Source organism: Streptomyces hesseae (genome assembly GCF_031845785.1).
GTDB lineage: Bacteria > Actinomycetota > Actinomycetes > Streptomycetales > Streptomycetaceae > Streptomyces > Streptomyces hesseae.
This window is the reverse complement of record NZ_JAVRFI010000003.1, coordinates 26,683-51,484: the sequence shown is the minus strand read 5'-3', so window position 1 is coordinate 51,484 and position 24,802 is coordinate 26,683. Positions and strand designations below refer to the sequence as shown.

The following is a 24,802-nucleotide window of genomic DNA, read 5'->3' as shown; positions in this document are numbered from 1 at the left end:
TCACCCGTTCGGCCCAGTGGCGGTCTTGACGGCGCGGCCAACGGGTACCCGAATCCCATGCGCACCGATCCCCTCGTCACAGCCGCGGCCCTCGCCGCTCCCCCTCAGCTCGGCGGCATCGCCCCCTTCATCGTGGGGCTCTTCGTCGTCGCCATCCTGATCGGCGCCATCGTCGTCGGCCGGAGGGTCCGCGACCGGGAGCCCCCGCCGCCGAGCCAGCCGCAGCGCCGCCAGGGCGCCTGGCAGACCCGGCAGGAGTACGACCGGGGGCCCAGCTCCCCCGATCACGGCCCGGGGCACACCCATGACGAGGAGTCGGTGGGGTACGTCACCGAGCACCACGAGCCGGACGAGATGCAGACGGAGGCCGACGGGGAGCGCCGCCTTCCGCATGAGATGAGGAACCCGGGCAGCCATCCCGAGGAGCTCTCCGAGGAGCGGAAGAAATGGGACCCCGGCAGCAGCGGCGCCTTCGGCAGCGGCGGCGGTGGGCACCACTAGGTAGCGTCGGGGCGTGCACGAGAATCACACGCCCCCCGCCCCACCCCTCTTCACCTGGGAGTTCGCCTCCGACCCCTACCCGGCGTACGCCTGGCTGCGCGAGCACTCGCCGGTGCACCGCACCGAGCTGCCCAGCGGCGTCGAGGCCTGGCTGGTCACCCGCTACGCCGACGCCCGGCAGGCGCTCGCCGACCAGCGGCTGTCGAAGAATCCCGTGCACCACTCCGAGAGCGCCCACGGCAAGGGGAAAGTGGGCATCCCCGGCGAGCGCAGCGCCAATCTCATGACGCACCTGCTCAATATCGACCCGCCGGACCACACCCGGCTGCGCCGGCTGGTGTCCAAGGCGTTCACCCCGCGCCGGGTCGCGGAGTTCGCGCCCCGCGTCCAGGAGCTCACCGACCAGCTGATCGACACGATTCTAGACAAACAGGGCATCGAGAAAGGGAAAGCCGACCTCATCCACGAGTTCGCCTTTCCCCTCCCCATCTACGCCATCTGCGACATGCTCGGCGTCCCCCGCGAGGACCAGGACGACTTCCGGGACTGGGCGGGGATGATGATCCGCCACGGCGGCGGGCCACGCGGCGGAGTGGCCCGTTCCGTCAAGCGGATGCGGACGTACCTCGCGGAGCTGATCCACCGGAAGCGCGAGGACCTCGGGGAGGACCTCATCTCCGGTCTCATCCGGGCGAGCGACCACGGCGAGCACCTCACGGAGAACGAGGCCGCGGCGATGGCCTTCATCCTCTTGTTCGCCGGTTTTGAAACAACTGTGAACCTGATCGGTAACGGAACCTACGCGCTGCTGCGCAACCCGGATCAGCGCGAAAGGCTCCAAAACGCCCTGGCCGAGGGCGACGAGAGCCTCCTCGCCACCGGCATCGAGGAACTCCTGCGCTACGACGGCCCCGTGGAGCTGGCCACCTGGCGGTTCGCCACCCAGGACCTGACCCTCGGCGGGCAGCGCATCGCCGAGGGTGATCCCGTGCTCGTCGTCCTGGCCGCCGCCGACCGCGATCCCGAGCGTTTCGCCGACCCCGACACCCTTGATCTGTCCCGGCGCGACAACCAGCACCTGGGCTACGGGCACGGCATCCACTACTGCCTCGGCGCGCCCCTCGCCCGCCTGGAGGGCCAGGCCGCGATCGCGACGCTGCTGCGCCGGCTGCCCGATCTCTCCCTCGCCGCCGAACCCGAGGACCTGCGCTGGCGCGGCGGCCTGATCATGCGTGGATTGCGTACTTTGCCCGTGGAGTTCACGCCCAAAAGCCCCCTCGTGTGACGCCCGGTCAATCGGCATTTATCGGCGCGTGACCTCCGCTACACCGGCTTGTGACTCCCGGGAGGCGTCGCTATGGTCTGCGACCAACCGGACGCCGCCTACACGAGAGGCCCACACATGCGCTCAGGAACCGGTAGACATCGCCGCCCCCGCCAGGCACCCGCCATCGTGCTCGCCGTCGGAGTGACCGGCGCCAGCGCGGCCCTTCCGCTGCTGGCGTCGGGATCCGCCGTCGCGGCGGACGCGGGCACCTGGGACAAGGTCGCCCAGTGCGAGAGCGGAGGGATGTGGAGCGCCAACAACGGCAACGGCCTCCACGGCGGTCTCCAGATGACCCAGCAGATGTGGGAGCAGAACGGCGGCATCGCGTACGCGCCGCGCCCCGACCTGGCCAGCCGGTCCCAGCAGATAGCCGTGGCCGAGCGGATCCTCAAGGCGGAGGGCGCCGACACCTGGCGGAGCTGCGCGGTCAGTTCGGGCCTGGCCGGCGAGGCGGCCCAGGGCGAGGACAAGGCGCCGGAGGTGGACCCGGGTGACGGGTCGTCCTCCGCAGCGCCGGAGCCCGTCCGCCCGCGTACGCCCGGGCGCGGCAACCTGCCCGCTCCCGAGCGCACGTCGCCCGCGCCGTCCGCCCCGTCCTCCGGGTCGCACAAGCCCGCGCCCGGCTCGTCCGGTTCACCCACCCCGGACTCCTCCGGCACCCCGTCCGCTTCGACGAGCCCGTCCCCGGACACCTCCCCGGGCAAGCACCGCAAGGACCCGTCGGGGCAGCCGACGACGGGTACGACCCCCGGCGCGTCGACCGATCCGACCGCCATCCCGACGGCCCCGGTCGGCAGCCCCTCGAACACCCCGGCGAACACGCCCTCGGACACCCCCGGAACGGGATCCTCGCCTTCCGCTTCGCCGCTTCCCGGCGATGCCGGAACGCCCTCCGGAACGGGCCGGCACCGCGGCGACCCGTCGCCCTCCGGCGATGCTCAGCGGCCCTCCCGGGGCGGCGAGGGCCGGACGGACCTGCCCGCCGCCAACGACTACACCGTGCGGCCCGGTGACAACCTGTCAGCGATCGCCGAGCAGCACTCGGTCGCCGGAGGCTGGCAGACGCTGTATCAGAAGAACGAAAAAGCAGTCGGTTCCGATCCGGACCTTATCCGTCCTGGTCAGAGGCTTGACATCAAGCAGTAGCGCTCCGGTTCGAGGCGAATGTCCGTTCCAGTCGAAAGTGAGACATGGGTCTCGTTGACGACCCGTCGGATGCCTCAAATCCGTTTTGCTCGAATGGCCTCTCACCTGCGGAAACGTCAAGTTTCTGGGGCTAACTCCGGCCGCCGGTGGCTGAAAAGTGGGGTTTGAACCCGTCGGCCGCCTGTGATTACCGTCGTCACCGCTCGCCACCGCGAGCACCACGGCCGCACGCCGAATCCTGCCGGCGGCCGGGGGAGTCGTCGCGCAAGCGCCGTAGGCAGGAGCGGGGGAACCAAGGTAAGTCGCCGTAACGGTCCCAAGGCCAATGGCCGAAGGAACGGGACGGCTTGGGGTGAAGCCCGGAACGCGAAAGCGCACCGGGCCGGGCGAACTCACAGCCCGAACCCGACAGCTCACCTCGTAGGCGTCGGTGAGGAAACCGACTTATGTCCAAGGGCAAGCACCGTCGTCCGTCCAAGGCCGTCCGCATCGTCACGCTCGCCGGCGTCACCGGCGCAGCGGTCGCAGCCCCTCTGATGGTCGCGACCTCCGCCAACGCCGCCTCCGTCTCCACGTGGGACAAGGTCGCCCAGTGCGAGTCCACCGGGAACTGGCACATCAACACCGGCAACGGCTACTACGGTGGCCTCCAGTTCTCGAACTCCTCCTGGAAGGCCGCCGGCGGCACGCAGTACGCCCCGCGCGCCGACCTGGCCACCAAGTCCCAGCAGATCGCCACCGCCGAGCGCCTGCTCGCCATGCAGGGTCCGGGCGCCTGGGGCTGCGCCGGTGAGGGTGGCCTCACCAGTGGCGGCGCCAAGGCGAACGTCGACACCGACGACTCCGACGGCGGTTACGTCGCGAAGAAGTCCACGAAGTCCGCCTCCGGCGCCTACGGCAAGGCCCACGCCGACCGCAGCAAGCGTGAGGCCGCGCCCCAGGGCAAGCACAGCAGCAAGCCGGTCCAGGAGTCGGACGACTCCGACGACGAGGCCCCGGCGCCGAAGCAGACCGCCCCGCGGACCGTCCAGAAGGGCGACGGCGAGTACCAGGTGAAGGCGGGCGACACCCTCGGCACCATCGCCGCGTCCCAGAAGGTCCAGGGCGGCTGGCAGAAGCTGCACGAGCTCAACAAGAAGATCGTGCCCGACGCCGACGTGATCTTCCCGGGCCAGCAGCTCCACCTGCGCTGAGCAAGGGCCGGCCGGGACCCCACCGGGCCCCGGCCGGCCGAGCGACCGCCCCGCTCCGATGCGACTTCCCCCCGAGCCGCATCGGAGCGGGGCTCCGCTCGTTCTGCCGGTCGCTCGTTGAGCGAACACACCGACGATTCGTCCGGGGATCTCGGCGTTTGTGCCAATTTTCGGCGCGGGTGACAGGGCAAGGGCGGGCGCATGCTCCGGGGCCCGTTAGGCTCGTGCTGCAGAACTCCAGACACACACGAAGGAGACCCTCGTGCCGTCCATCGACGTCGTCGTAGCTCGCGAGATCCTCGACTCGCGAGGCAACCCCACGGTCGAGGTCGAGGTCGGCCTCGACGACGGCTCCACGGGCCGTGCCGCCGTACCGTCCGGCGCCTCCACCGGCGCCTTCGAGGCCATCGAGCTCCGCGACGGTGACCCCAAGCGCTACCTCGGCAAGGGTGTCGAGAAGGCCGTCCTCGCCGTCATCGAGCAGATCGGCCCGGAGCTCGTCGGCTACGACGCCACCGAGCAGCGCCTGATCGACCAGGCCATGTTCGACCTGGACGCCACCGACAACAAGGGCTCCCTGGGCGCCAACGCCATCCTGGGCGTCTCCCTGGCCGTCGCGCACGCCGCCTCCGAGGCGTCCGACCTGCCGCTCTTCCGCTACCTCGGCGGCCCGAACGCGCACCTGCTGCCCGTTCCGATGATGAACATCCTGAACGGCGGCTCGCACGCCGACTCCAACGTGGACATCCAGGAGTTCATGATCGCGCCGATCGGCGCGGAGTCCTTCTCCGAGGCCCTGCGCTGGGGCACCGAGGTCTACCACACCCTCAAGGCCGTCCTGAAGCGCAAGGGCCTGTCCACCGGCCTCGGCGACGAGGGCGGCTTCGCCCCGAACCTGGGCTCCAACCGCGAGGCCCTCGACCTCATCCTCGAGGCCATCAAGGAGGCCGGCTACACCCCCGGCCAGGACATCGCGCTCGCCCTGGACGTGGCCGCCTCCGAGTTCTTCAAGGACGGCGTCTACAAGTTCGAGGGCAAGGACCGCACCGCGGCCGAGATGACCGAGTACTACGCGGAGCTCGTCGCCGCGTACCCGCTCGTCTCCATCGAGGACCCGCTGTTCGAGGACGACTGGGCCGGCTGGAACACCATCACCGAGAAGCTCGGCGACAAGGTCCAGCTCGTCGGTGACGACCTGTTCGTCACCAACCCCGAGCGCCTCGCCCGCGGCATCGAGGAGAACTCCGCCAACGCCCTGCTGGTCAAGGTCAACCAGATCGGCTCGCTGACCGAGACCCTGGACGCCGTCGAGCTGGCCCAGCGCAACGGCTTCAAGTGCATGATGTCCCACCGCTCCGGCGAGACCGAGGACGTCACCATCGCCGACCTGGCCGTCGCCACCAACTGCGGTCAGATCAAGACCGGCGCCCCGGCCCGCTCCGAGCGCGTCGCCAAGTACAACCAGCTGCTGCGCATCGAGGAGATCCTCGACGACGCCGCGGTCTACGCCGGCCGCAGCGCCTTCCCGCGCTTCAAGGGCTGAGCCGTCCCGCTTCGCCTGAGCGATGAGGCCGTAAGCCTCAAGGGCTGACCTTCTCGCCAGTCTCCGTACGTCCCCGGCCGCGGTCCCGTACCGTGTCCGGGGACGTACGTTCGTAACGGACTCTCCAGGGGAGGCGACGTGGGCGCGGACCGGTTCTCCACCGCGACCAGGCTCAAGGCGCTGGGCACGGCGCTGGTCCAGGGGCCGACCGCGGCCCGGGTCTACCGCGCCCGCCCGCAGCGCCGCTCCCGGCTCACCGGCCGCGCGGCCCTGCTCGCGCTCGTCGTCTGCTCGCTCGTCGTCGCCCTCGCCTACCCCATGCGCCAGTGGGTCACCCAGCGCTCGGACATCTCCGACCAGCGGCACCGGACGGAGCAGGCGCGCGAGGAGGTCAAGCGGCTGCACGAGGAGAAGGCCCGGCTGGAGGACCCGGCGTACGTGGAACAGCTGGCGCGCGAGCACCTCCACTTCGTACGCCCCGGCGAGACCGGCTACACCGTGGTGGACGGCACCGCCGACGGCGGGCGCCACAAGGACCAGGGCGCCGCCGACCGCCCCTGGTACAGCAATCTCTTCGACGACGTGGACACCTCCGACGGCCATCGCTGACGGCGGATCCACACCTTTACGCACACGACCGACGCACACGACCGATCGAGCACGAGCGAGCACATGGACACGCCTCCTCCGAAGACCGAGCCCACCGAGCCGACGGACGCGGACATCGCCGCGTTCAAGGAGCAGCTGGGCCGCCCGCCGCGCGGACTGCGCTCCATCGCGCACCGCTGCCCCTGTGGCAACCCCGACGTGGTCGAGACGGCGCCGCGCCTGGAGGACGGCACGCCGTTCCCCACCCTCTACTACCTGACCTGCCCCCGCGCCGCGGGTGCGATCGGCACCCTCGAGGGCTCCGGCCTGATGAAGGAGATGCAGGACCGGCTGGCGACCGACCCGGAGCTGGCCGCCGCCTACCGGGCCGCCCACGAGGACTACATCGCGCGCCGCGACGCCATCGAGGTCCTGGAGGGCTTCCCCAGCGCCGGCGGCATGCCGGACCGGGTGAAGTGCCTCCATGTGCTCGTCGGCCACTCGCTGGCGGCCGGCCCGGGCGTGAACCCCTTCGGCGACGAGGCCATCGCCCTGCTCCCGGAGTGGTGGAGCAAGGGCCCGTGCGTGAACCCGTGCGCCGGTGAGGAGGGCTGCGCGTGACCCGTGTCGCCGCCGTCGACTGCGGTACGAACTCCATCCGGCTGCTGGTGGCCGACGCCGACCCGGCCACGGGCGAACTCATTGAGCTCGACCGCCGGATGACGATCGTCCGCCTCGGCCAGGGGGTGGACCGCACGGGCCGCTTCGCGCCGGAGGCGCTGGAGCGCACCTTCGCCGCCTGCCGCGAGTACGCCGAGGTCATCCGCGAGCTCAAGGCCGAGCGGGTGTGCTTCGTGGCGACGTCCGCCTCCCGGGACGTCTCCAACCGCGAGGAGTTCGTGCGCGGCGTCAAGGACATCCTGGGCGTGGAGCCCGAGGTGATCAGCGGTGACCAGGAGGCCGAGTTCTCCTTCACCGGCGCCACCAAGGAGCTCGCGGGCCGCGCCGACCTGACGAAGCCGTTTCTCGTCGTGGACATCGGCGGCGGCTCGACCGAGTTCGTCGTGGGCGAGGAGCACGTCCGGGCCGCGCGCAGCGTGGACGTGGGCTGCGTACGGATGACGGAGCGTCATCTCGTGACGGACGGCGTGGTGTCCGACCCGCCGGCCGCCGACCGGATCGCCGCCATACGGGCCGACGTCGAGGCCGCGCTGGACCTCGCCGAGCAGAGCGTCCCGCTCACCGAGGCCCGCACGCTCGTCGGCCTGGCCGGCTCCGTCACCACCGTCGCGGGCATCGCCCTCGGCCTGGCGGAGTACGACTCCACCGCCATCCACCACGCGCGGATCCCCCTGGAGCGGGTCCGGGAGATCACCGCCCGGCTGCTCGCCTCCACCCACGAGGAGCGCGCCGCGATCCCGGTGCTCCACCCCGGCCGGGTCGATGTGATCGCCGCGGGCGCGCTGATCCTCCAGTGCGTGATGGAGCGCGTGGGAGCCGAGGAAGTCGTCGTGAGCGAGCACGACATCCTTGATGGCATCGCGTGGAGCGTCGCGTAACCGAGCACCGAACGGATCTCCTGTGCCGAGCGGCACAGGAGATCCGACGCTGTGCGGGGGCTAGCGACCGAGGGAGCGTTCGGTGACGTGCGCGAGGCGTTTCGCGAACACCTTCGCGGCGTCCGGGGTGATCGTCCGGAGCGCGACCATCCCCGTGAGGATCACGTCGCACAGTTCCGTCTGCACGTCGTCCCACGTGTGGCTGTTGCCCTTGCGCGGGTTCGAGCCGGTGACACCGTGGATCGCCTCGGCGACCTCGCCGGCTTCCTCGCTGATCTTCAGCACGCGCAGTAGCCGGGCCATGTCCGGTGACACGGTGCTCTCGGCGTCGAGCCATTCGACCAGCCGCTCGACGGTGTCCCAGGTCTCTCGCACGGTGGCGCTCCCTCCGGGTTCCTCGGGTGCCGGCATGCCCGTTGGGCATGGCCGGTGGTGACGCTACCGGGCTGTAAGGGGCGTACCGGACGTGCCGTGGACAGGCCGCCGGGAAATGTTCGTGAAATCCTTCACATGAAAAAGCGGCTCCGGAGCGTCGGAAGAGGGCCTTCGGCCCCTCTTTCGGGCCCTCCGGGGCCTTGGCGGTAGGAAACCATCCGGTTTCGGCCGGGTTAAAGGAAGCCTTATGCGGGCCCGGCCCGGACCGTGGTCCAGTCGCCGTTCGTGCCCCAAGGCCAGTTCAGCGGGGGTGCTCAACGCCCGTCCGCCCGTTGCGGTTCCCTTGCGGAAGTATGGCGTCCATCACGGGGGCGGCGGAGTGTAGCAGACCCCTTTTCGAGCCTTGTGAAGGGGCTCACGAGCACCCCATGGGAGAGTGCTGGATACTCGAATCATGAGCACCACGGAGCGTCCACGGATCCTCGTAGTAGGCGGTGGGTACGTCGGCCTGTACGCGGCGCGCCGCATCCTCAAGAAGATGCGGTACGGCGAGGCGACCGTCACGGTCGTCGACCCGCGCTCGTACATGACGTACCAGCCCTTCCTCCCCGAAGCAGCCGCCGGCAGCATTTCCCCCCGCCACGTCGTGGTGCCGCTGCGACGTGTGCTCCCCAAGGCGGAGGTCCTCACGGGCCGCGTCACCACCATCGACCAGGACCGCAAGGTCGCGACGATCGCCCCGCTCGTGGGCGAGGCGTACGAGCTGCCCTTCGACTACCTGGTCATCGCGATGGGCGCCGTCTCGCGCACCTTCCCGATCCCCGGCCTTGCCGAGAACGGCATCGGCATGAAGGGCATCGAGGAGTCCATCGGCCTGCGCAACCACGTTCTCGAGCAGCTCGACAAGGCCGACTCGACGAAGGACGAGGAGATCCGCCGCAAGGCGCTGACCTTCGTCTTCATCGGTGGTGGCTTCGCCGGCGCCGAGACGATCGGCGAGGTCGAGGACATGGCGCGCGACGCCGCCAAGTACTACCCGAACGTGAAGCGCGAGGACATGCGCTTCATCCTCGTCGACGCCGCCGACAAGATCCTCCCGGAGGTCGGCCCCAAGCTCGGCGAGTACGGCAAGAAGCACCTGGAGAGCCGCGGCGTCGAGATCTACCTCTCGACCTCCATGGACTCCTGCGTCGACGGCCACGTCGTGCTGAAGAACGGCCTCGAGGTCGACTCCAACACGATCGTGTGGACTGCGGGCGTCAAGCCCAACCCGGCTCTGGCCCGCTTCGGCCTGCCGCTGGGCCCGCGCGGCCACGTCGACACCTCCGAGACCCTTCAGGTCCAGGGCACCGACTACATCTGGGCCGCGGGCGACAACGCCCAGGTCCCGGACATGGTCGGCCGCAAGGCGGGCAACGAGAACGCCTGGTGCCCGCCCAACGCCCAGCACGCGCTGCGTCAGGCCAAGGTCCTCGGCGACAACGTCCTGTCCGGCATGCGCGGCTTCCCGCAGAAGACGTACTCGCACGCCAACAAGGGCGCGGTGGCCGGTCTCGGCCTCCACAAGGGCGTCGCGATGATCGTCATGGGCAAGACCAAGATCAAGCTCAAGGGCCGTCTCGCCTGGTACATGCACCGTGGCTACCACGGTATGGCCATGCCGACCTGGAACCGTAAGATCCGCATCTTCGCGGACTGGACCCTGGGCATGTTCCTCAAGCGCGAGGTCGTCTCCCTGCGCGCCATGGAGAACCCGCGCGAGGAGTTCTACGAGGCCGCCAAGCCGGCCCCGCAGGCCCCCGCCAAGACCGAGAAGGCCAAGGCCTCCTGACCCCCGGTCACAACTGAACAGCACAGCCGAAGGGCGTCCGCCTATCCGTGGGGTGGACGCCCTTCGGCGTACCCGGACGAGGACGGACCTCTCGCGCGGGGAAGGACTAGAGCACGACCTGCCGGTGTTTCAGGTGTCAGGCGAAACGATCTGCTGACCCTTCATCATGGAGGTGTGCGACATGGCCGAGGCCGCTCGACGGCTCACCGCGCTCGCGGAGCGCGCCCTGGGCGCCCCGTTCCCGGTCCGGGTACGCGCCTGGGACCGCAGCGAGTCAGGCCCGCCCGGCACGCCCGTACTGGTCGTCCGGCGCCGGCGCGCCCTGCGCAGGCTGCTGTGGAAGCCCGGTGAGCTCGGCCTGGCCCGCGCCTGGGTCGCCGGGGACATCGACGTCGAGGGCGATCTCTACGAGGCCCTCGCCCTGCTCTCCGGGTTCTTCTGGGAGCGCGACGAGGACGCGGACCGGCCCACCGGCCCCATGGCCGTCCTCAAGGCCCTGCGCGACCCGGAGATCCGGGCCGCCGGACGCGAGCTCCTGAAGCTCACCGGGCCCTGGACGCCACCCGCGCCGCCCGCCGAGGAGGCCCGCCGGGGCAGCGGGCCCCTCCACTCCCTGCACCGCGACAAGCAGGCCATCAGCCACCACTACGACGTCGGCAACGCCTTCTACGAGCACGTCCTCGGCCCCTCCATGGTCTACTCCTGCGCCTACTGGGAGAGTCCTGAGTCGACTCTTGAAGAGGCCCAGCGGGCCAAGCTCGACCTTGTTTGCCGCAAGCTGGGGCTCAAACCCGGAATGCGGCTGCTCGACGTCGGCTGCGGCTGGGGCTCGATGGCCCTCCACGCCGCCCGCGAGTACGGCGCGGACGTCGTCGCCGTCACCCTCTCCGAGGAGCAGGCCGCCTACGCCCGCAAGCGCGTCGCCGAGGCCGGACTGGCGGACCGCATAGAGCTGCGCGTCCAGGACTACCGCGAGGTCGCCGACGGGCCCTTCGACGCCGTCTCCTCCATCGGCATGGCCGAACACGTCGGCTCCGAGCGCTACGCCGAGTACGCCGCCGACCTGTACGCCCTGCTGCGGCCCGGCGGCCGGCTGCTCAACCACCAGATCGCCCGCCGCCCGCTGCGGGACGAGGACGACTACCGCGTCGACGAGTTCATCGACCGTTACGTCTTCCCCGACGGCGAGCTCGCCCCCGTCGGGCGGACCGTGGCCCAGCTGGAGGAGGCGGGCTTCGAGGTCCGGGACGTCGAGGCGCTGCGCGAGCACTACGCGCTCACCCTGCGGAGCTGGGTGGCCAACCTGGAGGCCCACTGGGACGAGGCCGTGCTGCTGACATCCACGGGCCGCGCCCGCGTCTGGCGGCTCTACATGGCCGCCTGCGCGCTGGCCTTCGAGCGCAACCGCATCGGCGTCAACCAGGTGCTGGCGATCCGCACGCCCGAGTCCGGGGAGCCCGGGCTGCCGCTGCGCACCCGCGACTGGAACTGAAAAAGGGCCGGGCCCCGCGGCGGTAGCCGCGGGGCCCGGCCCGTTCGTACTCCGGAGGCTACTCGGCCTTGATGGCCGACAGCATGTTGAGCTTGGCCGCCCGGCGGGCGGGCCACAGCGCGGCCAGCACGCCGACCACCGCGGCCAGCAGCAGGAAGACGCCCATCCGGCTCCAGGGGAGCACCAGCTCGTAGGTGTTCAGGCCCTTCTTGATGAGGTCGCCCGCGGCCCAGCCGAAGAAGACACCCAGGCCGATTCCCATCACACCGCCGAAGAGGGAGATGACGAGCGACTCCAGGCGCACCATCCGCTTGATGCCCTTGCGGTCCAGGCCGATGGCGCGCAGCATGCCGATCTCCTGCTGACGCTCGAAGACGGACATCGCCAGGGTGTTGATGACACCGAGGACGGCGACGACCACGGCCATGGCCAGCAGGCCGTAGAGCATGTTCAGCAGCAGGCCGATGGCCTTGGAGATGCCGTCGGAGATGTCCTGCTTGGTCTGGATCTGGATGGCGGGGTTGTCGCCGAGGGCCTTGGCCAGGGAGTCCTTGACCTTCTCGTCGGCGCCGCCCTTGACCTTGACCATCACCTGGCGGTCGTCGACCTGCTGCTGGTGCGGGGCCAGGGTCGGGGCGTCGATCCAGACGCCGCGCATCAGGTCGTTGCCCTTGTAGACGCCGCCGACCGTCAGCTTGCCCTTCTTGCCGTCCTCGAAGGTGACGTCGAAGGAGGAGCCGGACTTCCAGTGGTTGGTGCGGGCCGTGGCGTCGTCCACGAGGACCTTGTCACCGGAGAGGTCGGCGAACGAGCCCGACGTGAAGTCCAGGTTCGTCAGCTTGCTCATGTCCTTGCCGTTGACGCCCGTGAGGCTCTGGTACTCGCCGTCGATCCGGGCCGGGGAGGAGCGCAGCGGGCTGGAGGCGACGACGTCCGGGTGGGTGGAGAGCTTCTTCTCCACGTCGGTGGACAGCGGGGTCATGCTGGCCATGGAGACGACGTAGTCGGCCTTCAGGGAGCCCGTGGCCATCTTGTCGATGGCCTGCTGGACGCTGCCGGCGATGACGGTCAGACCGGTGATCAGGGTCAGGCCGATCATCAGCGCGGAGGCGGTGGCGGCGGTGCGGCGCGGGTTGCGGACCGCGTTCTGCCGGGCGAGCTTGCCGGGCATCCCGAAGAGTCGCAGGACCGGCGCCGAGGCGGCGATGACCGGGCGGGACAGCAGCGGCGTCAGCACGAACACGCCGATGAGGACCAGGCCCGCGCCCAGGCCCATCATGGTGGAGCTGGAGGCGGTCAGGACGATCGCGGCGCCGAGGGCGGTGATGACACCGCCGATGGAGTTGCGGACGACCAGGGACTTGGTGGTGGCCACGGCGTGGACGCTGTTCATCGCGGCGACCGGGGGGATCTTCGCGGCGCGGCGGCCGGGCAGCCAGGCGGCGAGCATGGTGACGACGATGCCGACGACCATCGAGACCAGGACGGTGCTGGGGGAGATGACCAGCGGGCCGTCCGGGATGGTGGCGCCCGTGCTGCCGATCAGCGACCGCAGGCCGGCGCCGATGCCGATGCCCGCGAGAAGACCGGTCACACCGGCGACCGTGCCCACGACGAACGCCTCGATGAGCACCGAGCGGGTGACCTGGCGGCGGCTCGCGCCGACGGCGCGCATCAGGGCCAGTTCCTTGGTGCGCTGGGCGACCAGCATGGTGAAGGTGTTGGCGATGATGAAGATGCCGACGAAGAGGGCGATGCCCGCGAAGACCAGCAGGCTGGTCCGCATGCCGTCCATGGACTGGGAGATCATCCGGCTCTGCTCGTCCGCGAGCTGCTTGCCGGTGGTGGCCTCGGTGTCCTTGGGGAGGACCTTCTCGACGGCGGACTTCAGGGCGGTCTGCGAGGTGCCCGCGGCGGCCTTGACGTCGATCTCGTCGAAGCCGCCGGGCTTGCCGTAGAGCTTCTGCGCGGTGGCGGTGTCGAACAGGGCGAGGCTGCCACCGGCGGAGACGTTGCCGTCGTCGGTGGTGAAGATGCCGCTGATCTTCTGCTGGAGGACGGGGCCGTCGACGGAGACGCGGACGGTGTCGCCGACCTTGTAGCCGGCCCGGTCGGCGGTCTTCGCGTCGAGGGCGATCTCGCCGGCGCCCTGGGGCGCGCGGCCGGTCTTCATCGGGTAGCGGGCGTCCTTGCCGCCCTGGCCCGCGTAGTAGTTGGCGCCGGACGAGGAGAAGCCCTCGCCTATCAGCTTGCCCTTCTTGTCGGCGATCGCCGCGAAACCGCTGACGGAGCCGGTGGCGGAGGCGGCGCCGGGGACCTTGGCGGCCCGGTCGAGGAGGTCCTGCGTCAGCCGGGGGGCCGCGCCGGGGACGCCCTTGTCGCGGCTCTCCTTGTGGGGCTGGACGGCGACGTCGACGCCTGTGAAGCCCTTCTGGGAGCTCTTCTGGAAGGCGTCGGAGATGGTCGAGGTGAAGACCAGGGTGCCGGAGACGAAGGCCACGCCGAGCATGACGGCGAGGACGGTCATCAGCAGCCGGGCCTTGTGCGCGAGCACATTGCGCAGCGCGGTGCGGAACATGGGGTTCAGTCCTGAAGTTCGAGTCCGGCGGGGATCAGCTCGTGCGGCCCTTGGCGTCGAACCGCTTCATGCGGTCGAGGACGCCGTCGGCGGTGGGCTCGCGCATCTCGTCGACGATCCGGCCGTCGGCCAGGAAGATCACGCGGTCCGCGTAGGAGGCGGCGACCGGGTCGTGGGTGACCATGACGACCGTCTGGCCGAGCTCGCGCACGGAGTTGCGCAGGAAGCCGAGGACCTCGGCGCCGGAGCGGGAGTCGAGGTTTCCGGTGGGCTCGTCGGCGAACATGATCTCCGGCCGTCCCGCGAGGGCGCGGGCCACGGCGACGCGCTGCTGCTGACCGCCGGAGAGCTGGTTCGGGCGGTGCTTGAGGCGCCCGGAGAGGCCGACGGTGTCGACGACCATGTTCAGCCACTGCTGGTCGGGCTTGCGGCCGGCGATGTCCATGGGGAGCGTGATGTTCTCCAGGGCGGTGAGCGTCGGCAGCAGGTTGAAGGCCTGGAAGATGAAGCCGATCTTGTCGCGGCGGAGCCGGGTGAGCTTCTTGTCGTTGAGCGCGGTGAGCTCGACGTCGCCGATGCGGGCGGAGCCGCCGGAGACGCTGTCGAGGCCGGCCATGCAGTGCATGAGCGTGGACTTGCCGGAGCCGGAGGGGCCCATGATCGCGGTGAACTCGGCCTGGTGGAAGTCCACGGAGACGGCGTCCAGGGCGACCACCTGGGTCTCGCCCTGGCCGTAGACCTTGGTCAGGTCCGTGGCGCGGGCTGCCGCAACGGTGCTGCGGACGGCGGTCGGGGCGCCGAAGGGCATGGTGGTCACGGTGGGGCCTCTCCTGTCGGGACGGCGGGCTCCGGGACTCGTCGTCCACGGAATCAGGGCACGTACACCATGGTCCGACGCGCTTCGGCCGCCGGGATCAGCCGTAGCTACCGTTCCCGGGACAGCCTCCGGAGGTATGCCGGGAGGGCCCTGTCATCCCTGGGTAGGAGACAGACCCTTACCGAGGGCGACGAGATTGCGACAATTCCCGTTGCCCATGGGGGTGGGGTGGTGAACGGCGGAGATCGGCCCCTGGCATGTGCCAACGGCGTCATCCCAGTGCTGATGGGGGCTCAGTTGCCCATAAAATAAGACAACCTCGGGTTCATGTTCCGCTGTTTGGGGGGCGCCCCCCGGCTAGGCTCGTGCTGCTCTCCTTGGGGAGGCTCGCGCGCCTCACCGCCGGGCTGCCCGAGAGCCCCCCGCCCGGATGGTGGAATGCAGACACGGCGAGCTTAAACCTCGCTGGCCCTCAGGGCCGTGCCGGTTCAAGTCCGGCTCCGGGCACCTCATCACTTCGCGAGCCGCTTCGCGATCACTTCGCGAGAGCCGTATTGCCGTCGGCATCGCGTTAAGAGTGCCGCATTTCGTGGTTCTCCCGGAACCGGTGGGCCCCGGAACGCGTTGTCGGGTACGGGGTCCGGCAGAGAAAAGATCGTCCCGTAGCATGAGGGCCTTTTCTTTGCTAGCCCATTACCCTTGACGCCAAGGCCGCGCAGGGTGGCCACGGAGGAGTGAGATGAGGAGCAGCAACCCGGTCTTCTCGCGACGGGGGTTCAGCCGCGACAACAGCGGTTACGCGGGCTTCGACGCGGGGGCGCAGGCCGGGGCCGCGTCCCAGGGGAACCCGTACGCGAGCAACCAGTACGCCGGGAACCCGTACGCCCAGCCCAGCAACCCCTACGCGACGAATCCGTACGCGCAGGGCGGGCCGGATCTCCAGCAGGGCCACCCGCAGGCCCCGGCGCGGGCCGCCGGCCGGATGACGATCGACGACGTCGTCACTCGGACCGGCATCACGCTGGGCACGGTGATCGTCGCGGCCGGTGCCGCCTGGGCGCTCTCGCTGCCCGTCGGCGTGGGCTTCGGCGCCGCGTTCGTGGCCATGGTGCTGGGCCTGATCCAGTCGTTCAAGGCCAAGCCCTCCCCGGCGCTGATCCTGGCCTACGCGGCCTTCGAGGGTCTCTTCCTCGGCGTGATCAGCAAGTACTACAACGCGGTCGCCTACGGCGCCCCGATGCAGGCCGTGCTCGGCACGATGGCCGTCTTCGCGGGTGTTCTGATCGCCTACCGCACCCGGATCATCCGGGTCGACCGGCGCTTCACGCGCTTTGTGATCGGCGCCTCGATCGGCTTCCTTCTGCTGATGGTCGCGAACTCCCTGTTCGCGGTCTTCGGCGGCGGTGACGGTCTGGGCTTCCGCAGCGGTGGTCTCGGTATCGCGGTCGGCGTCGTCGGTGTGCTGCTCGGTGCGGCCTACCTGGCGCTGGACTTCAAGCAGATCGAGGACGGCGTGGCCTATGGCGCTCCCCGCGAGGAGTCCTGGCTGGCGGCCTTCGGTCTGACGCTGTCGCTCGTCTGGATCTACACGGAGATTCTCCGGATCATCGCGATCCTGAACAACGACTAAACATCCGCATGGGTATACCTGGATATATCCATGGCAGGACAGGCCCGGGAAGGCGATGCCTTCCCGGGCCTGTTCCGTTCACGCGTGGCGCGTGGCTCAGCCCAGCTTTCGTGCCGCTCGGCGGAGGTCGTACTCGTGGACGATGGCCTTCGCATGGCCGTAGGCGAGATTGTGCTCGCCGCGCAGCCAGCTGACCTTCTCCTCGAAACGGAACAGGGAGGGGCCTTCTTCGACCGTGCGCAGCCAGTCCGCCACTTCGCGGCCGGTGCACTGGGGGATTCGGGAGAGCAGGTTCCGGTGGGTCTCGTCGGAGAAGACGTGGGACATCGGCGCCTCCGGACGCGTCGAATGATGGTCCTTCATGTCACCGTGCCCGAGTGTTCAAGCGTTGGCAACAGTCGGCGGGCGGCGCATAGTCTCATGGCGTGGATGATGTGACACCTCTTCTGGCCGCCGTGGACACCTTCGCCGACCGGCTGCGGACCCTGCCCCAGTCCCGGCTGAGCCGGGGCGCGGCGGCGGAAGCGCTGGCCCTGGCCCGGGAGCTGGCCGCCTGGACCCAGCGGATCGAGGAGCCGGACGCCCCGGCGGTACGGGAGATGCCGGACGCCGGGATCTTCGCGGTGGCCGATCAAGTGGCGGTGGCCGGCCATGATTTGGCCGAAGCGCTGCTCGCCTCCGGCGGGGTCGCCGAAGGGGTGACCCGGGCCGTGGGACTGATCGAGGAGGCCGCGGGGCGCTGCGGGCTGTGACCCTGCGGGCTGTGACCGCCGGGCCGCCGGGGGCCCGGCGTGGCGGCGTTCCGGCTACAGCGACGCGATGACGCGGTCGGCCAGGACGTAGACCGTGCCCGTCGCGCAGTCGAAGGTCAGGGCGTAGGCGCCGGAGACCCCGGAGCCGCCCAGCAGGACGGGCGCGTCACCGGCCCGCAGGGCCTCGGCAAGGCGCTCGGCGGTCTCGCGGTGCCCGGGGGTCATACAGACCGTGGTGCCGTCGGCGAAGACGTAGACGTCGAGGGTGCCCAGCGGGCCGGGGCGGACGTCCGTGAGCGGTACGCCGTCGTCGGCGAGCTCGGTGAGGCGCTCGACCGTGCGCTCGTGGTCGGTGACGGACGAGGCCATGGGGGTGAAGTCGGGGTGCGAGGGGTGGCGGCGGCGGGCCGCCGCCAGCTCGGGGGAGTCCGCGGCCTCGGACTCGAGCGACTCTTCGAGCGACTCGAGGTCGGCCAGCGCGTCCAGTCCGGCGAGGTCCAGTCCGGCGAGGTCGGCCTGGCGGGGCAGGAACAGGGCGTCGTCGAGGCCGGGCAGGACCACCGGCAGGGAGGGCGCGTCGCCGGCCCCGGCCAGGTCGCGGGCCTCCTGGGCGGCCCAGAACGCCCGGGCCTCGGCCAGCTCGCGCTCCCGCTCCTCGGCGAGCGCGTCGGCGACGGCCGCGCGTATCTCGGAGAGCTCCGCGACGGGGGCGGTACGGGCGGCGGGCACGGCACCGCGCTCGGCGGCGCCGGCCGTGGCGACGGCCAGTTCCTCGCGCAGGGCGGTGATCTGCCGGCGCAGACCGCGAGTGCTGTGCAGGGCGGCGGCGCCCGCGGCCGTGGCGGCGGCAGCGCCCAGCAGCAGGGCAAGGGACATGGCGCTCACTGACGTACTCCCGGTTGCTTGGATCCCCCGAATTCCTACCTCAGCTTCGCGCATGCCTTTGGAGGCCCACAGTGCAAAACGTCAGTAAACGGACGGGACCAAGGGCCCGGACGTTGTTCCTTCAACCACTCTGACCTGGGGAAACGAATCTCCCCCGGGATGTTGGTCACATCCTGGGGGAGATTGGGTCACGTTCCGGCAAGGTGGCCGAACGTTGCTATTGGCAGTTGCCGAGCGGTGTTTTGGAGGCGTTTCAGCTCAGCCGCTCGATCACCATCGCCATGCCCTGGCCGCCGCCCACGCACATCGTCTCCAGGCCGAACTGCTTGTCGTGGAACTGGAGCGAGTTGATGAGCGTGCCGGTGATGCGGGCGCCCGTCATGCCGAAGGGGTGGCCGATGGCGATGGCGCCACCGTTGACGTTGAGCTTGTCGATGTCGATGCCCAGGTCGCGGTAGGAGGGGATGACCTGCGCGGCGAACGCCTCGTTGATCTCGACCAGGTCGATGTCGCCGATGGTCAGCCCCGCCCGGCGCAGGGCCTGCTTGCTGGCCTCCACCGGGCCGTAGCCCATGATCTCGGGGGAGAGCGCGGAGACGCCCGTCGAGACGATCCGGGCCAGCGGGGTCAGGCCCAGCTCGCGCGCCTTGGTGTCGGACATGATCACCAGGGCGGCGGCGCCGTCGTTGAGCGGGCAGCAGTTGGCCGCCGTGATCAGGCCGTCGGGGCGGAAGGCGGGCTTGAGGCCCGCGACGCCCTCCAGGGTGACGCCCGCGCGCGGGCCGTCGTCCGTCGAGACGACCGTGCCGTCGGGCAGCGTCACCGGGGTGATCTCGCGCGCCCAGAAGCCCTTCTTGATGGCCTCCTCGGCGAGGTTCTGCGAGCGGACGCCGAACTCGTCCATGTCCTCGCGGGTGACGCCCTTGAGGCGGGCCAGGTTCTCGGCGGTCTGGCCCATCGCGATGTACGCGTCCGGGACCAGGCCGTCCTCGCGCGGGTCGTGCCAGCCCTCGCCGCCCTGCTCGGCGCGGGCGGCCGTACGGGCCTCGGCGTCGGCGAAGAGCGGGTTGTGGGTGCCGGGCATCCCGTCGGAGGAGCCGTTGACGGACCGGGAGACCATCTCGACGCCCGCCGAGATGAAGACGTCGCCCTCGCCCGCCTTGATGGCGTGCAGCGCCATCCGGGAGGTCTGGAGGGACGAGGCGCAGTAGCGGGTGATCGTGGTGGCGGGCAGATGGTCCATGCCCATCTGCACGGCCACGACGCGGCCCAGGTTGTGGCCCTGCTCGCCGCCGGGGAGGCCGCAGCCGAGCATCAGGTCGTCGATGTCGCGCGGGTCGAGCCCGGGGACCTTCGCGAGCGCCGCCTGGATGATCGTGGCGGTGAGGTCGTCGGGCCGCAGCTCCTTCAGGGAGCCCTTGAAGGCGCGCCCGATGGGGGAGCGGGCGGTAGAGACGATCACGGCTTCGGGCATCACACGGCTCCAGTTGCGCGGGAACGAAGACTCCCCGGAAGTTACCCGCAAGTACGTCCCGGGTCACGGTCTCCGGGCTGTGACGCCGGACTCTTTCCAGTATGGGCGGGCCGCTCCCCGTCCGGAGCGGTTTCCGCCCCCGTCGGCAGCCGCCGCCGCTTGCGGTGTTTGAGCAGCGCCCAGCGGCCCCGGGCCGTGACCTCCGTGCCGCCCTCCGCGGCCGCCTCGGCGGCCGCCCGGGCCAGCGGCAGGATGCCCTCGCGACGCGCCGCGTCGGGCCGCTCCTCTTCCTCCGGCCAGAGGTCCAGCACCGCGCAGAGCGTGGGCAGTACGGCCATGGCCGCGGTCGCGTAACCCTCGGCCGACGGGTGGTAGTTGTCGGGCCCGAACAGCTCCCGGGGGTTGGCCTCGAACTCCGGCCCCAGCAGATCGCCCAGCGAGACCGTCCGGCCGCCCGCCGACAGCACCCCGATCGTCTGCGCCGCCGCCAGCTGCCGGCTCAGCCGCCGGGCCAGCCAGCGCAGCGGCTGGTAGACGGGCTCGATCGTGCCCAGGTCGGGGCAGGTGCCGACCACCACCTCGCAGCCGGCCTCCCGCAGTCTGCCCACGGCCTCCGTGAGCAGCCGGACGGAGCGGGTGGCGGGCACCCGGTGGGTGACGTCGTTCGCCCCGATCATGATCACGCAGACGTCCGGGATCCGCTCCGGATCGCACAGGATCTGGGTGACCTGCCGCTCCAGGTCGTAGGACTGCGCCCCGGACAGCGCCACGTTGTGCAGCTCCACGGGCCGCTCGGCGACCGCCGCGAGCCCCGTGGCCATCAGCGCGCCCGGGGTCTGCCGGGGCCGGTGCACCCCCTGGCCCGCCGCCGTGGAGTCGCCCAGCACGCCCAGCAGCAGCGGCTCCCGCCCCGGCCCGTGGACGAACGCGGAGCCGTAGCGGCCGTCCGCGTGCGGCGGGGCGCCGCCGGCCCCGCCGACGACCCGCCGGGCCAGCGCCACCTCCGTGATCAGCACCCCGAGCGCCGCCCCGCCGAGCAGGCCGACCCCGCCGCCTCCGTATGCCGCAGCGGCCGCGATCCGCCGCGCGGCCCTCGCCCTCAGCATCGACACCGGACAGCCTCCTCAGCGCTTCGAAGCGCTCCGAAAGACGGTTTACAAACGCTTCACAAAAGCTTCATGAATCCGGCGCGCCCTTGCCAGTGCGCGCTATCAGCAGGTTGCCCCGCGCACTCGCCTTCGCAACGCGCCGTTGGAGCGGTCGCACGCGCTCTAGGCTGGCGGTATGGGCACGCGACGACCGCTAGTGCCCCCGACCGCGGAGATCACCGTGCAGTATCACGATTCGTTGATTGAGCTCGTTGGCAACACCCCGCTCGTGAAGCTCAACCATGTGACCGAAGGCATCAAGGCGACTGTGCTCGCCAAGGTGGAGTACTTCAACCCCGGTGGTTCGGTGAAGGACCGCATCGCCGTGCGGATGATCGAGGCGGCCGAGAAGTCCGGCGAACTCAAGCCGGGCGGCACGATCGTGGAGCCCACCTCGGGCAACACGGGCGTGGGTCTCGCGATCGTGGCCCAGCAGAAGGGCTACAAGTGCATCTTCGTCTGCCCTGACAAGGTTTCCCAGGACAAAATCAACGTACTGCGGGCGTACGGGGCAGAGGTCGTCGTCTGCCCGACCGCCGTCGACCCCGAGCACCCGGATTCGTACTACAACGTCTCCGACCGCCTGGTGCGCGAGACGCCCAACGCCTGGAAGCCCGACCAGTACAGCAACCCCAACAACCCGCTCTCGCACTACCACTCCACCGGTCCGGAGCTCTGGGAGCAGACCGAGGGGAAGATCACGCACTTCGTCGCGGGCGTGGGCACGGGCGGCACGATCAGCGGCACCGGCCGGTACCTGAAGGAGGTCAGCGGCGGCAAGGTCAAGGTCATCGGCTCCGACCCCGAGGGCTCGGTCTACAGCGGCGGTTCGGGCCGCCCGTACCTGATCGAGGGCGTCGGCGAGGACTTCTGGCCCACCGCCTACGACGGCACGGTGACCGACGAGATCATCGCGGTCTCCGACAAGGACGCCTTCCAGATGACCCGCCGCCTCGCCAAGGAGGAGGGCCTGCTGGTCGGCGGCTCCTGCGGCATGGCGGTCGTCAGCGCTCTGCGCGCCGCGGAGGGCCTCGGCGAGGACGACGTCGTCGTGGTGCTGCTGCCGGACAGCGGCCGCGGCTACCTGAGCAAGATCTTCAACGACGAGTGGATGGCCGACTACGGCTTCCTGGAGGAGCCCGGCGACGCCGCCCGCGTCGGCGACGTGCTGCGCCGCAAGGACGGCGGCATCCCCTCGCTCGTCCACATGCACCCCGAGGAGACGGTCGGTCAGGCCATCGAGGTGCTGCGCGAGTACGGCGTCTCGCAGATGCCCATCGTCAAGCCCGGCGCCGGTCACCCCGACGTCATGGCCGCCGAGGTCATCGGCTCGGTCGTCGAACGCGACCTGCTGGACGCGCTGTTCGCCCAGCGGGCCTCGCTGACCGACCCCCTGGAGAAGCACATGAGCGCGCCGCTGCCGCAGGTCGGCTCCGGCGAGCCGGTCGGCGACCTGATGAACGTCCTCGGCACGGCGGACGCGGCCATCGTGATCGTCGAGGGCAAGCCCAAGGGCGTCGTCAGCCGGCAGGACCTGCTCGCGTTCCTCGCCGAGGGCGGCAACGGCGGAACGAAGTAGGACCCCTTGCGGTCAACTACCGGTCCGTAAAAGGTACGTATGCGTCACGTGCGCGCAGCACGGGCTTAACACGGGACCGGCATAGTGGGGGGCATCGAGGCGGCGGAACTCCGGAGCGGCTCCCGGACTCCAGTGCCGTCCGGACGTGGCACCGGATACCGGCACCCGGGATCCGGCCCACGTCCTTCGCGGGGACCGCCGTCGTCCCGACCCCGGCCACAGCCGGGGTGCGGCGGCCCCCGCGCTCTTTGTTTTCCGGGCCGTACGGCAGCGCCCCGAAGGGGCGCGGGGAACTGCGCGACAAGCCCCCACCGGCTCGCAGGCAACCGGCCTGCTTACGCGCCCCAGCCCTCCGAAGGCTGTTCGGCCGACCGTCGCCGCCACGGCATCCACGCCGACTGGGCGACGTTGACCCCCACGATCCCCACCCAGGTCACCACCAGCCCCGCCAGATGTGCCTGATACGCGGCGATCGCCGACAGCGGTACCGCCAGCACCAGCGACACCGCCGCGAAGCCGAAGCGCTGCCCGAAGCCCCCGAGCGCCGGGCCGTCACCCGGCTGACGCCCGGCCACGCCCCGCGCCGCGCTCATCTGCCGCTCGGCGAGATACCGGCGCACCTGACGGTCCGCCGTGGCGTCCATCCGCCGGTCGATGCGCTCCCCGACCTTCTCCAGGAAGGAGTCGATGAGCTCCGCCTCGTACTCCGGCCCGAGCTCCTTGAGCGTGTGCGCGGTCGCGTCCAGCTCCCGGCGCAGTTCGGGGTCCTTCTTCAGGCCGAGGGCGGGGTCGTCGGCGCGACCGGGGTCCTTCGGGGCATCGGTGTCACGGGCCATCATGGCCATGACGGTACGGTCGGCGAGGGCCCCGCGTCAGTGGGGCCAGCACCCGTATCCGCAGAGGGGATGCCCCCCGGTCCGCCGGGGCCCCGTGGAAGGAGCGATTCCGTGCCCGAACCCCTGCTGTCGTCCCTGGTCGCCCCGGACGCCGCCGACCGCCCGGACGCCCTGACCATCGCGGGACGGACGATGTCACGGGAGGAACTCCTGGGCGCGGCGGGCGCGGTGGCGGCCCGGATCGCCGGGGCCCCGTCGGTGGCCGTACGGGCGGTGGCGGAGCCCGAGACCGTCGTGGCCGTCGTCGGCGGGCTGCTCGCGGGGGTGCCCGTCGTACCGCTGCCGCCGGACGCCGGGCCCGCCGAGCGCGGCCACATCCTGCGCGACTCCGGCGCCGGACTGGTCCTCGGCGAGGACGTCCCCGTGGACATACGGGAACGCGGCACCTGGTCCGCGCCCGAGCCGGACCCGGAGTCGACCGCCCTCGTGCTCTACACCTCCGGCACCACCGGCGCGCCCAAGGGCGCGCTCATCCCGCGCGGCGCCGTCGCTGCGGGCCTGGACGGGCTCGCCGAGGCCTGGAAGTGGACGGCCGAGGACACCCTCGTGCACGGCCTGCCGCTCTTCCACGTGCACGGCCTCGTGCTGGGCGTGCTGGGCGCCCTGCGCACCGGCTGCCGGCTGGTCCACACCGGCCGCCCCACGCCGGAGGCGTACGCTGCGGCGGGCGGCAGCCTCTACTTCGGCGTGCCGACGGTCTGGTCGCGGGTGGTGCGCGACCACACCGCCGCCCGCGCCCTCTCCGGCGCCCGGCTGCTGGTCTCCGGCAGCGCCGCCCTGCCCGCGCCCGTCTTCCGCGACCTGGAGGCGCTCACCGGGCAATGCCCCGTCGAGCGCTACGGCATGACGGAGACCCTGATCACCGTCTCCGCCCGCGCGGATGGCGAGCGCCGCCCCGGCTCGGTGGGCCTGCCGCTGCCGGGCGTGCGCACCCGCGTGGTGGAGACCGGGGAGGAGGGCGGCATCGGGGAGCTGGAGGTGTCCGGCCCGACGCTCTTCGCCGGCTACCTGGGCCGCCCGGAGGCGACGGCGGCCGCGTACACGGCCGACGGCTGGTTCCGCACGGGCGACATCGCCGCGATCGAGGCGGACGGCACCCACCGCATCGTGGGCCGGGCCTCCACCGACCTGATCAAGTCCGGTGGCTACCGCGTCGGCGCCGGCGAGGTCGAGAACGCCCTCCTGGACCACCCGGCGGTCAGCGAGGCGGCGGTCGTCGGCCTGCCGCACGACGACCTGGGGCAGGAGATCGTCGCCTATGTGGTGGCCGACGGGATCGGCGAGCGCGAGCTGATCGACTTCGTGGCGGGCCATCTCTCCGTCCACAAGCGGCCGCGCCGGATCCGCTTCATGGACGCGTTGCCGCGCAACGCGATGGGCAAGCCGCAGAAGAAGCTGCTGCCTCCGCTGTGAGACGCGATCCCGGTGCCGTACCCTGCATAATTTCATGCAGGGTACGGGCCGGATGAATGACTGACTGACCGAGGA

General features: G+C 70.8%; 22 protein-coding genes, 1 tRNA gene and 1 riboswitch. Of the genes, 15 read left to right on the top strand and 8 right to left on the bottom strand.

Annotation, left to right across the window (positions count from 1 at the left end; all coding sequences use genetic code 11):
* Positions 1-57: 57 nt before the first annotated feature.
* The 8 genes from RM609_RS06215 (at position 58) to RM609_RS06180 (ending at position 7,857) form a co-directional block, all read left to right on the top strand.
* Positions 58-501, top strand: a complete 444-nt coding sequence (locus tag RM609_RS06215; RefSeq protein WP_311608595.1) for a DUF6479 family protein — start codon at positions 58-60, stop codon at positions 499-501.
* 13 nt (positions 502-514) lie between these two features.
* Positions 515-1,786, top strand: a complete 1,272-nt coding sequence (locus RM609_RS06210; RefSeq protein WP_311608593.1) for a cytochrome P450 family protein — start codon at positions 515-517, stop codon at positions 1,784-1,786.
* A 117-nt stretch (positions 1,787-1,903) separates the two neighbouring features.
* On the top strand, positions 1,904-2,974 hold the full coding sequence (locus RM609_RS06205; protein ID WP_311608591.1) for a transglycosylase family protein: 1,071 nt from the start codon (positions 1,904-1,906) through the stop codon (positions 2,972-2,974).
* 259 nt (positions 2,975-3,233) lie between these two features.
* Positions 3,234-3,416: riboswitch (cyclic di-AMP (ydaO/yuaA leader) on the top strand.
* Between the two features lie 4 nt (positions 3,417-3,420).
* On the top strand, positions 3,421-4,167 hold the full coding sequence (locus RM609_RS06200) for a transglycosylase family protein (protein WP_311608589.1): 747 nt from the start codon (positions 3,421-3,423) through the stop codon (positions 4,165-4,167).
* Between the two features lie 262 nt (positions 4,168-4,429).
* Positions 4,430-5,710: a phosphopyruvate hydratase gene (eno, locus tag RM609_RS06195; RefSeq protein WP_311608588.1), complete on the top strand. Its 1,281-nt coding sequence runs from the start codon at positions 4,430-4,432 to the stop codon at positions 5,708-5,710.
* Between the two features lie 138 nt (positions 5,711-5,848).
* A complete protein-coding gene (locus tag RM609_RS06190) occupies positions 5,849-6,319 on the top strand; it encodes an FtsB family cell division protein (protein WP_311608586.1) in 471 nt (156 codons plus the stop codon).
* 63 nt (positions 6,320-6,382) lie between these two features.
* The gene (locus RM609_RS06185; RefSeq protein WP_311608584.1) at positions 6,383-6,919 is read left to right on the top strand and encodes a DUF501 domain-containing protein; all 537 of its coding nucleotides are present in this window, start codon (positions 6,383-6,385) and stop codon (positions 6,917-6,919) included.
* A complete protein-coding gene (locus RM609_RS06180; protein WP_311608583.1) occupies positions 6,916-7,857 on the top strand; it encodes a Ppx/GppA phosphatase family protein in 942 nt (313 codons plus the stop codon). The genes RM609_RS06185 and RM609_RS06180 overlap by 4 nt, the downstream gene beginning before the upstream one ends.
* Before the next feature lie 60 nt (positions 7,858-7,917).
* Here the strand turns inward: RM609_RS06180 and RM609_RS06175 are convergent, their stop codons facing one another.
* The gene (locus tag RM609_RS06175) at positions 7,918-8,232 is read right to left on the bottom strand and encodes a MazG-like family protein (protein WP_311608581.1); all 315 of its coding nucleotides are present in this window, start codon (positions 8,230-8,232) and stop codon (positions 7,918-7,920) included.
* A gap of 454 nt (positions 8,233-8,686) precedes the next feature.
* Between RM609_RS06175 and RM609_RS06170 the strand changes: the two genes are divergently transcribed.
* Both RM609_RS06170 and RM609_RS06165 read left to right on the top strand, forming a co-directional pair.
* Positions 8,687-10,063, top strand: a complete 1,377-nt coding sequence (locus tag RM609_RS06170) for an NAD(P)/FAD-dependent oxidoreductase (RefSeq protein ID WP_311608580.1) — start codon at positions 8,687-8,689, stop codon at positions 10,061-10,063.
* A 181-nt stretch (positions 10,064-10,244) separates the two neighbouring features.
* Positions 10,245-11,555 carry a class I SAM-dependent methyltransferase gene (locus RM609_RS06165; RefSeq protein WP_311608579.1) on the top strand — a complete coding sequence of 437 codons (1,311 nt, stop codon included), beginning with the start codon at positions 10,245-10,247 and terminating at the stop codon, positions 11,553-11,555.
* A 58-nt stretch (positions 11,556-11,613) separates the two neighbouring features.
* Here RM609_RS06165 and RM609_RS06160 read toward each other — a convergent pair whose 3' ends face one another.
* Entirely contained in the window at positions 11,614-14,133 is a 2,520-nt protein-coding gene (locus RM609_RS06160; protein ID WP_311608578.1) for an ABC transporter permease, read from the bottom strand.
* A gap of 34 nt (positions 14,134-14,167) precedes the next feature.
* Positions 14,168-14,941 carry an ABC transporter ATP-binding protein gene (locus RM609_RS06155; RefSeq protein ID WP_311609129.1) on the bottom strand — a complete coding sequence of 258 codons (774 nt, stop codon included), beginning with the start codon at positions 14,939-14,941 and terminating at the stop codon, positions 14,168-14,170.
* Positions 14,942-15,374: 433 nt separating this feature from the next.
* On the opposite strand from RM609_RS06155, the gene RM609_RS06150 reads away from it, so the two are divergent.
* Together RM609_RS06150 and RM609_RS06145 are read left to right on the top strand one after the other, a co-directional pair.
* Positions 15,375-15,457: transfer RNA gene (locus RM609_RS06150), tRNA-Leu, on the top strand.
* 232 nt (positions 15,458-15,689) lie between these two features.
* Entirely contained in the window at positions 15,690-16,580 is an 891-nt protein-coding gene (locus RM609_RS06145) for a Bax inhibitor-1/YccA family protein (RefSeq protein ID WP_311608577.1), read from the top strand.
* Between the two features lie 96 nt (positions 16,581-16,676).
* Here the strand turns inward: RM609_RS06145 and RM609_RS06140 are convergent, their stop codons facing one another.
* Entirely contained in the window at positions 16,677-16,907 is a 231-nt protein-coding gene (locus RM609_RS06140; RefSeq protein ID WP_229353983.1) for a DUF4287 domain-containing protein, read from the bottom strand.
* A gap of 98 nt (positions 16,908-17,005) precedes the next feature.
* On the opposite strand from RM609_RS06140, the gene RM609_RS06135 reads away from it, so the two are divergent.
* Complete coding sequence (locus RM609_RS06135) at positions 17,006-17,332, top strand: hypothetical protein (protein ID WP_311608575.1); 327 nt, start codon at positions 17,006-17,008, stop codon at positions 17,330-17,332.
* Between the two features lie 54 nt (positions 17,333-17,386).
* Here RM609_RS06135 and RM609_RS06130 read toward each other — a convergent pair whose 3' ends face one another.
* From RM609_RS06130 to RM609_RS06120, 3 genes are all read right to left on the bottom strand, one after another.
* On the bottom strand, positions 17,387-18,217 hold the full coding sequence (locus tag RM609_RS06130) for a hypothetical protein (protein ID WP_311608574.1): 831 nt from the start codon (positions 18,215-18,217) through the stop codon (positions 17,387-17,389).
* Between the two features lie 253 nt (positions 18,218-18,470).
* Positions 18,471-19,691 carry an acetyl-CoA C-acetyltransferase gene (locus RM609_RS06125; RefSeq protein WP_311608573.1) on the bottom strand — a complete coding sequence of 407 codons (1,221 nt, stop codon included), beginning with the start codon at positions 19,689-19,691 and terminating at the stop codon, positions 18,471-18,473.
* A gap of 41 nt (positions 19,692-19,732) precedes the next feature.
* On the bottom strand, positions 19,733-20,797 hold the full coding sequence (locus tag RM609_RS06120; protein ID WP_311609128.1) for an SGNH/GDSL hydrolase family protein: 1,065 nt from the start codon (positions 20,795-20,797) through the stop codon (positions 19,733-19,735).
* 223 nt (positions 20,798-21,020) lie between these two features.
* Here RM609_RS06120 and RM609_RS06115 point away from each other — a divergent pair, with 223 nt between their 5' ends.
* Positions 21,021-22,418: a cystathionine beta-synthase gene (locus RM609_RS06115; protein ID WP_311608571.1), complete on the top strand. Its 1,398-nt coding sequence runs from the start codon at positions 21,021-21,023 to the stop codon at positions 22,416-22,418.
* Between the two features lie 335 nt (positions 22,419-22,753).
* Here the strand turns inward: RM609_RS06115 and RM609_RS06110 are convergent, their stop codons facing one another.
* Positions 22,754-23,257 (bottom strand): hypothetical protein, encoded by a 504-nt coding sequence (locus RM609_RS06110; RefSeq protein WP_311608570.1) that lies wholly within the window; start codon positions 23,255-23,257, stop codon positions 22,754-22,756.
* Between the two features lie 66 nt (positions 23,258-23,323).
* On the opposite strand from RM609_RS06110, the gene RM609_RS06105 reads away from it, so the two are divergent.
* On the top strand, positions 23,324-24,727 hold the full coding sequence (locus tag RM609_RS06105; protein ID WP_438828391.1) for an acyl-CoA synthetase: 1,404 nt from the start codon (positions 23,324-23,326) through the stop codon (positions 24,725-24,727).
* Positions 24,728-24,802 lie beyond the last annotated feature (75 nt).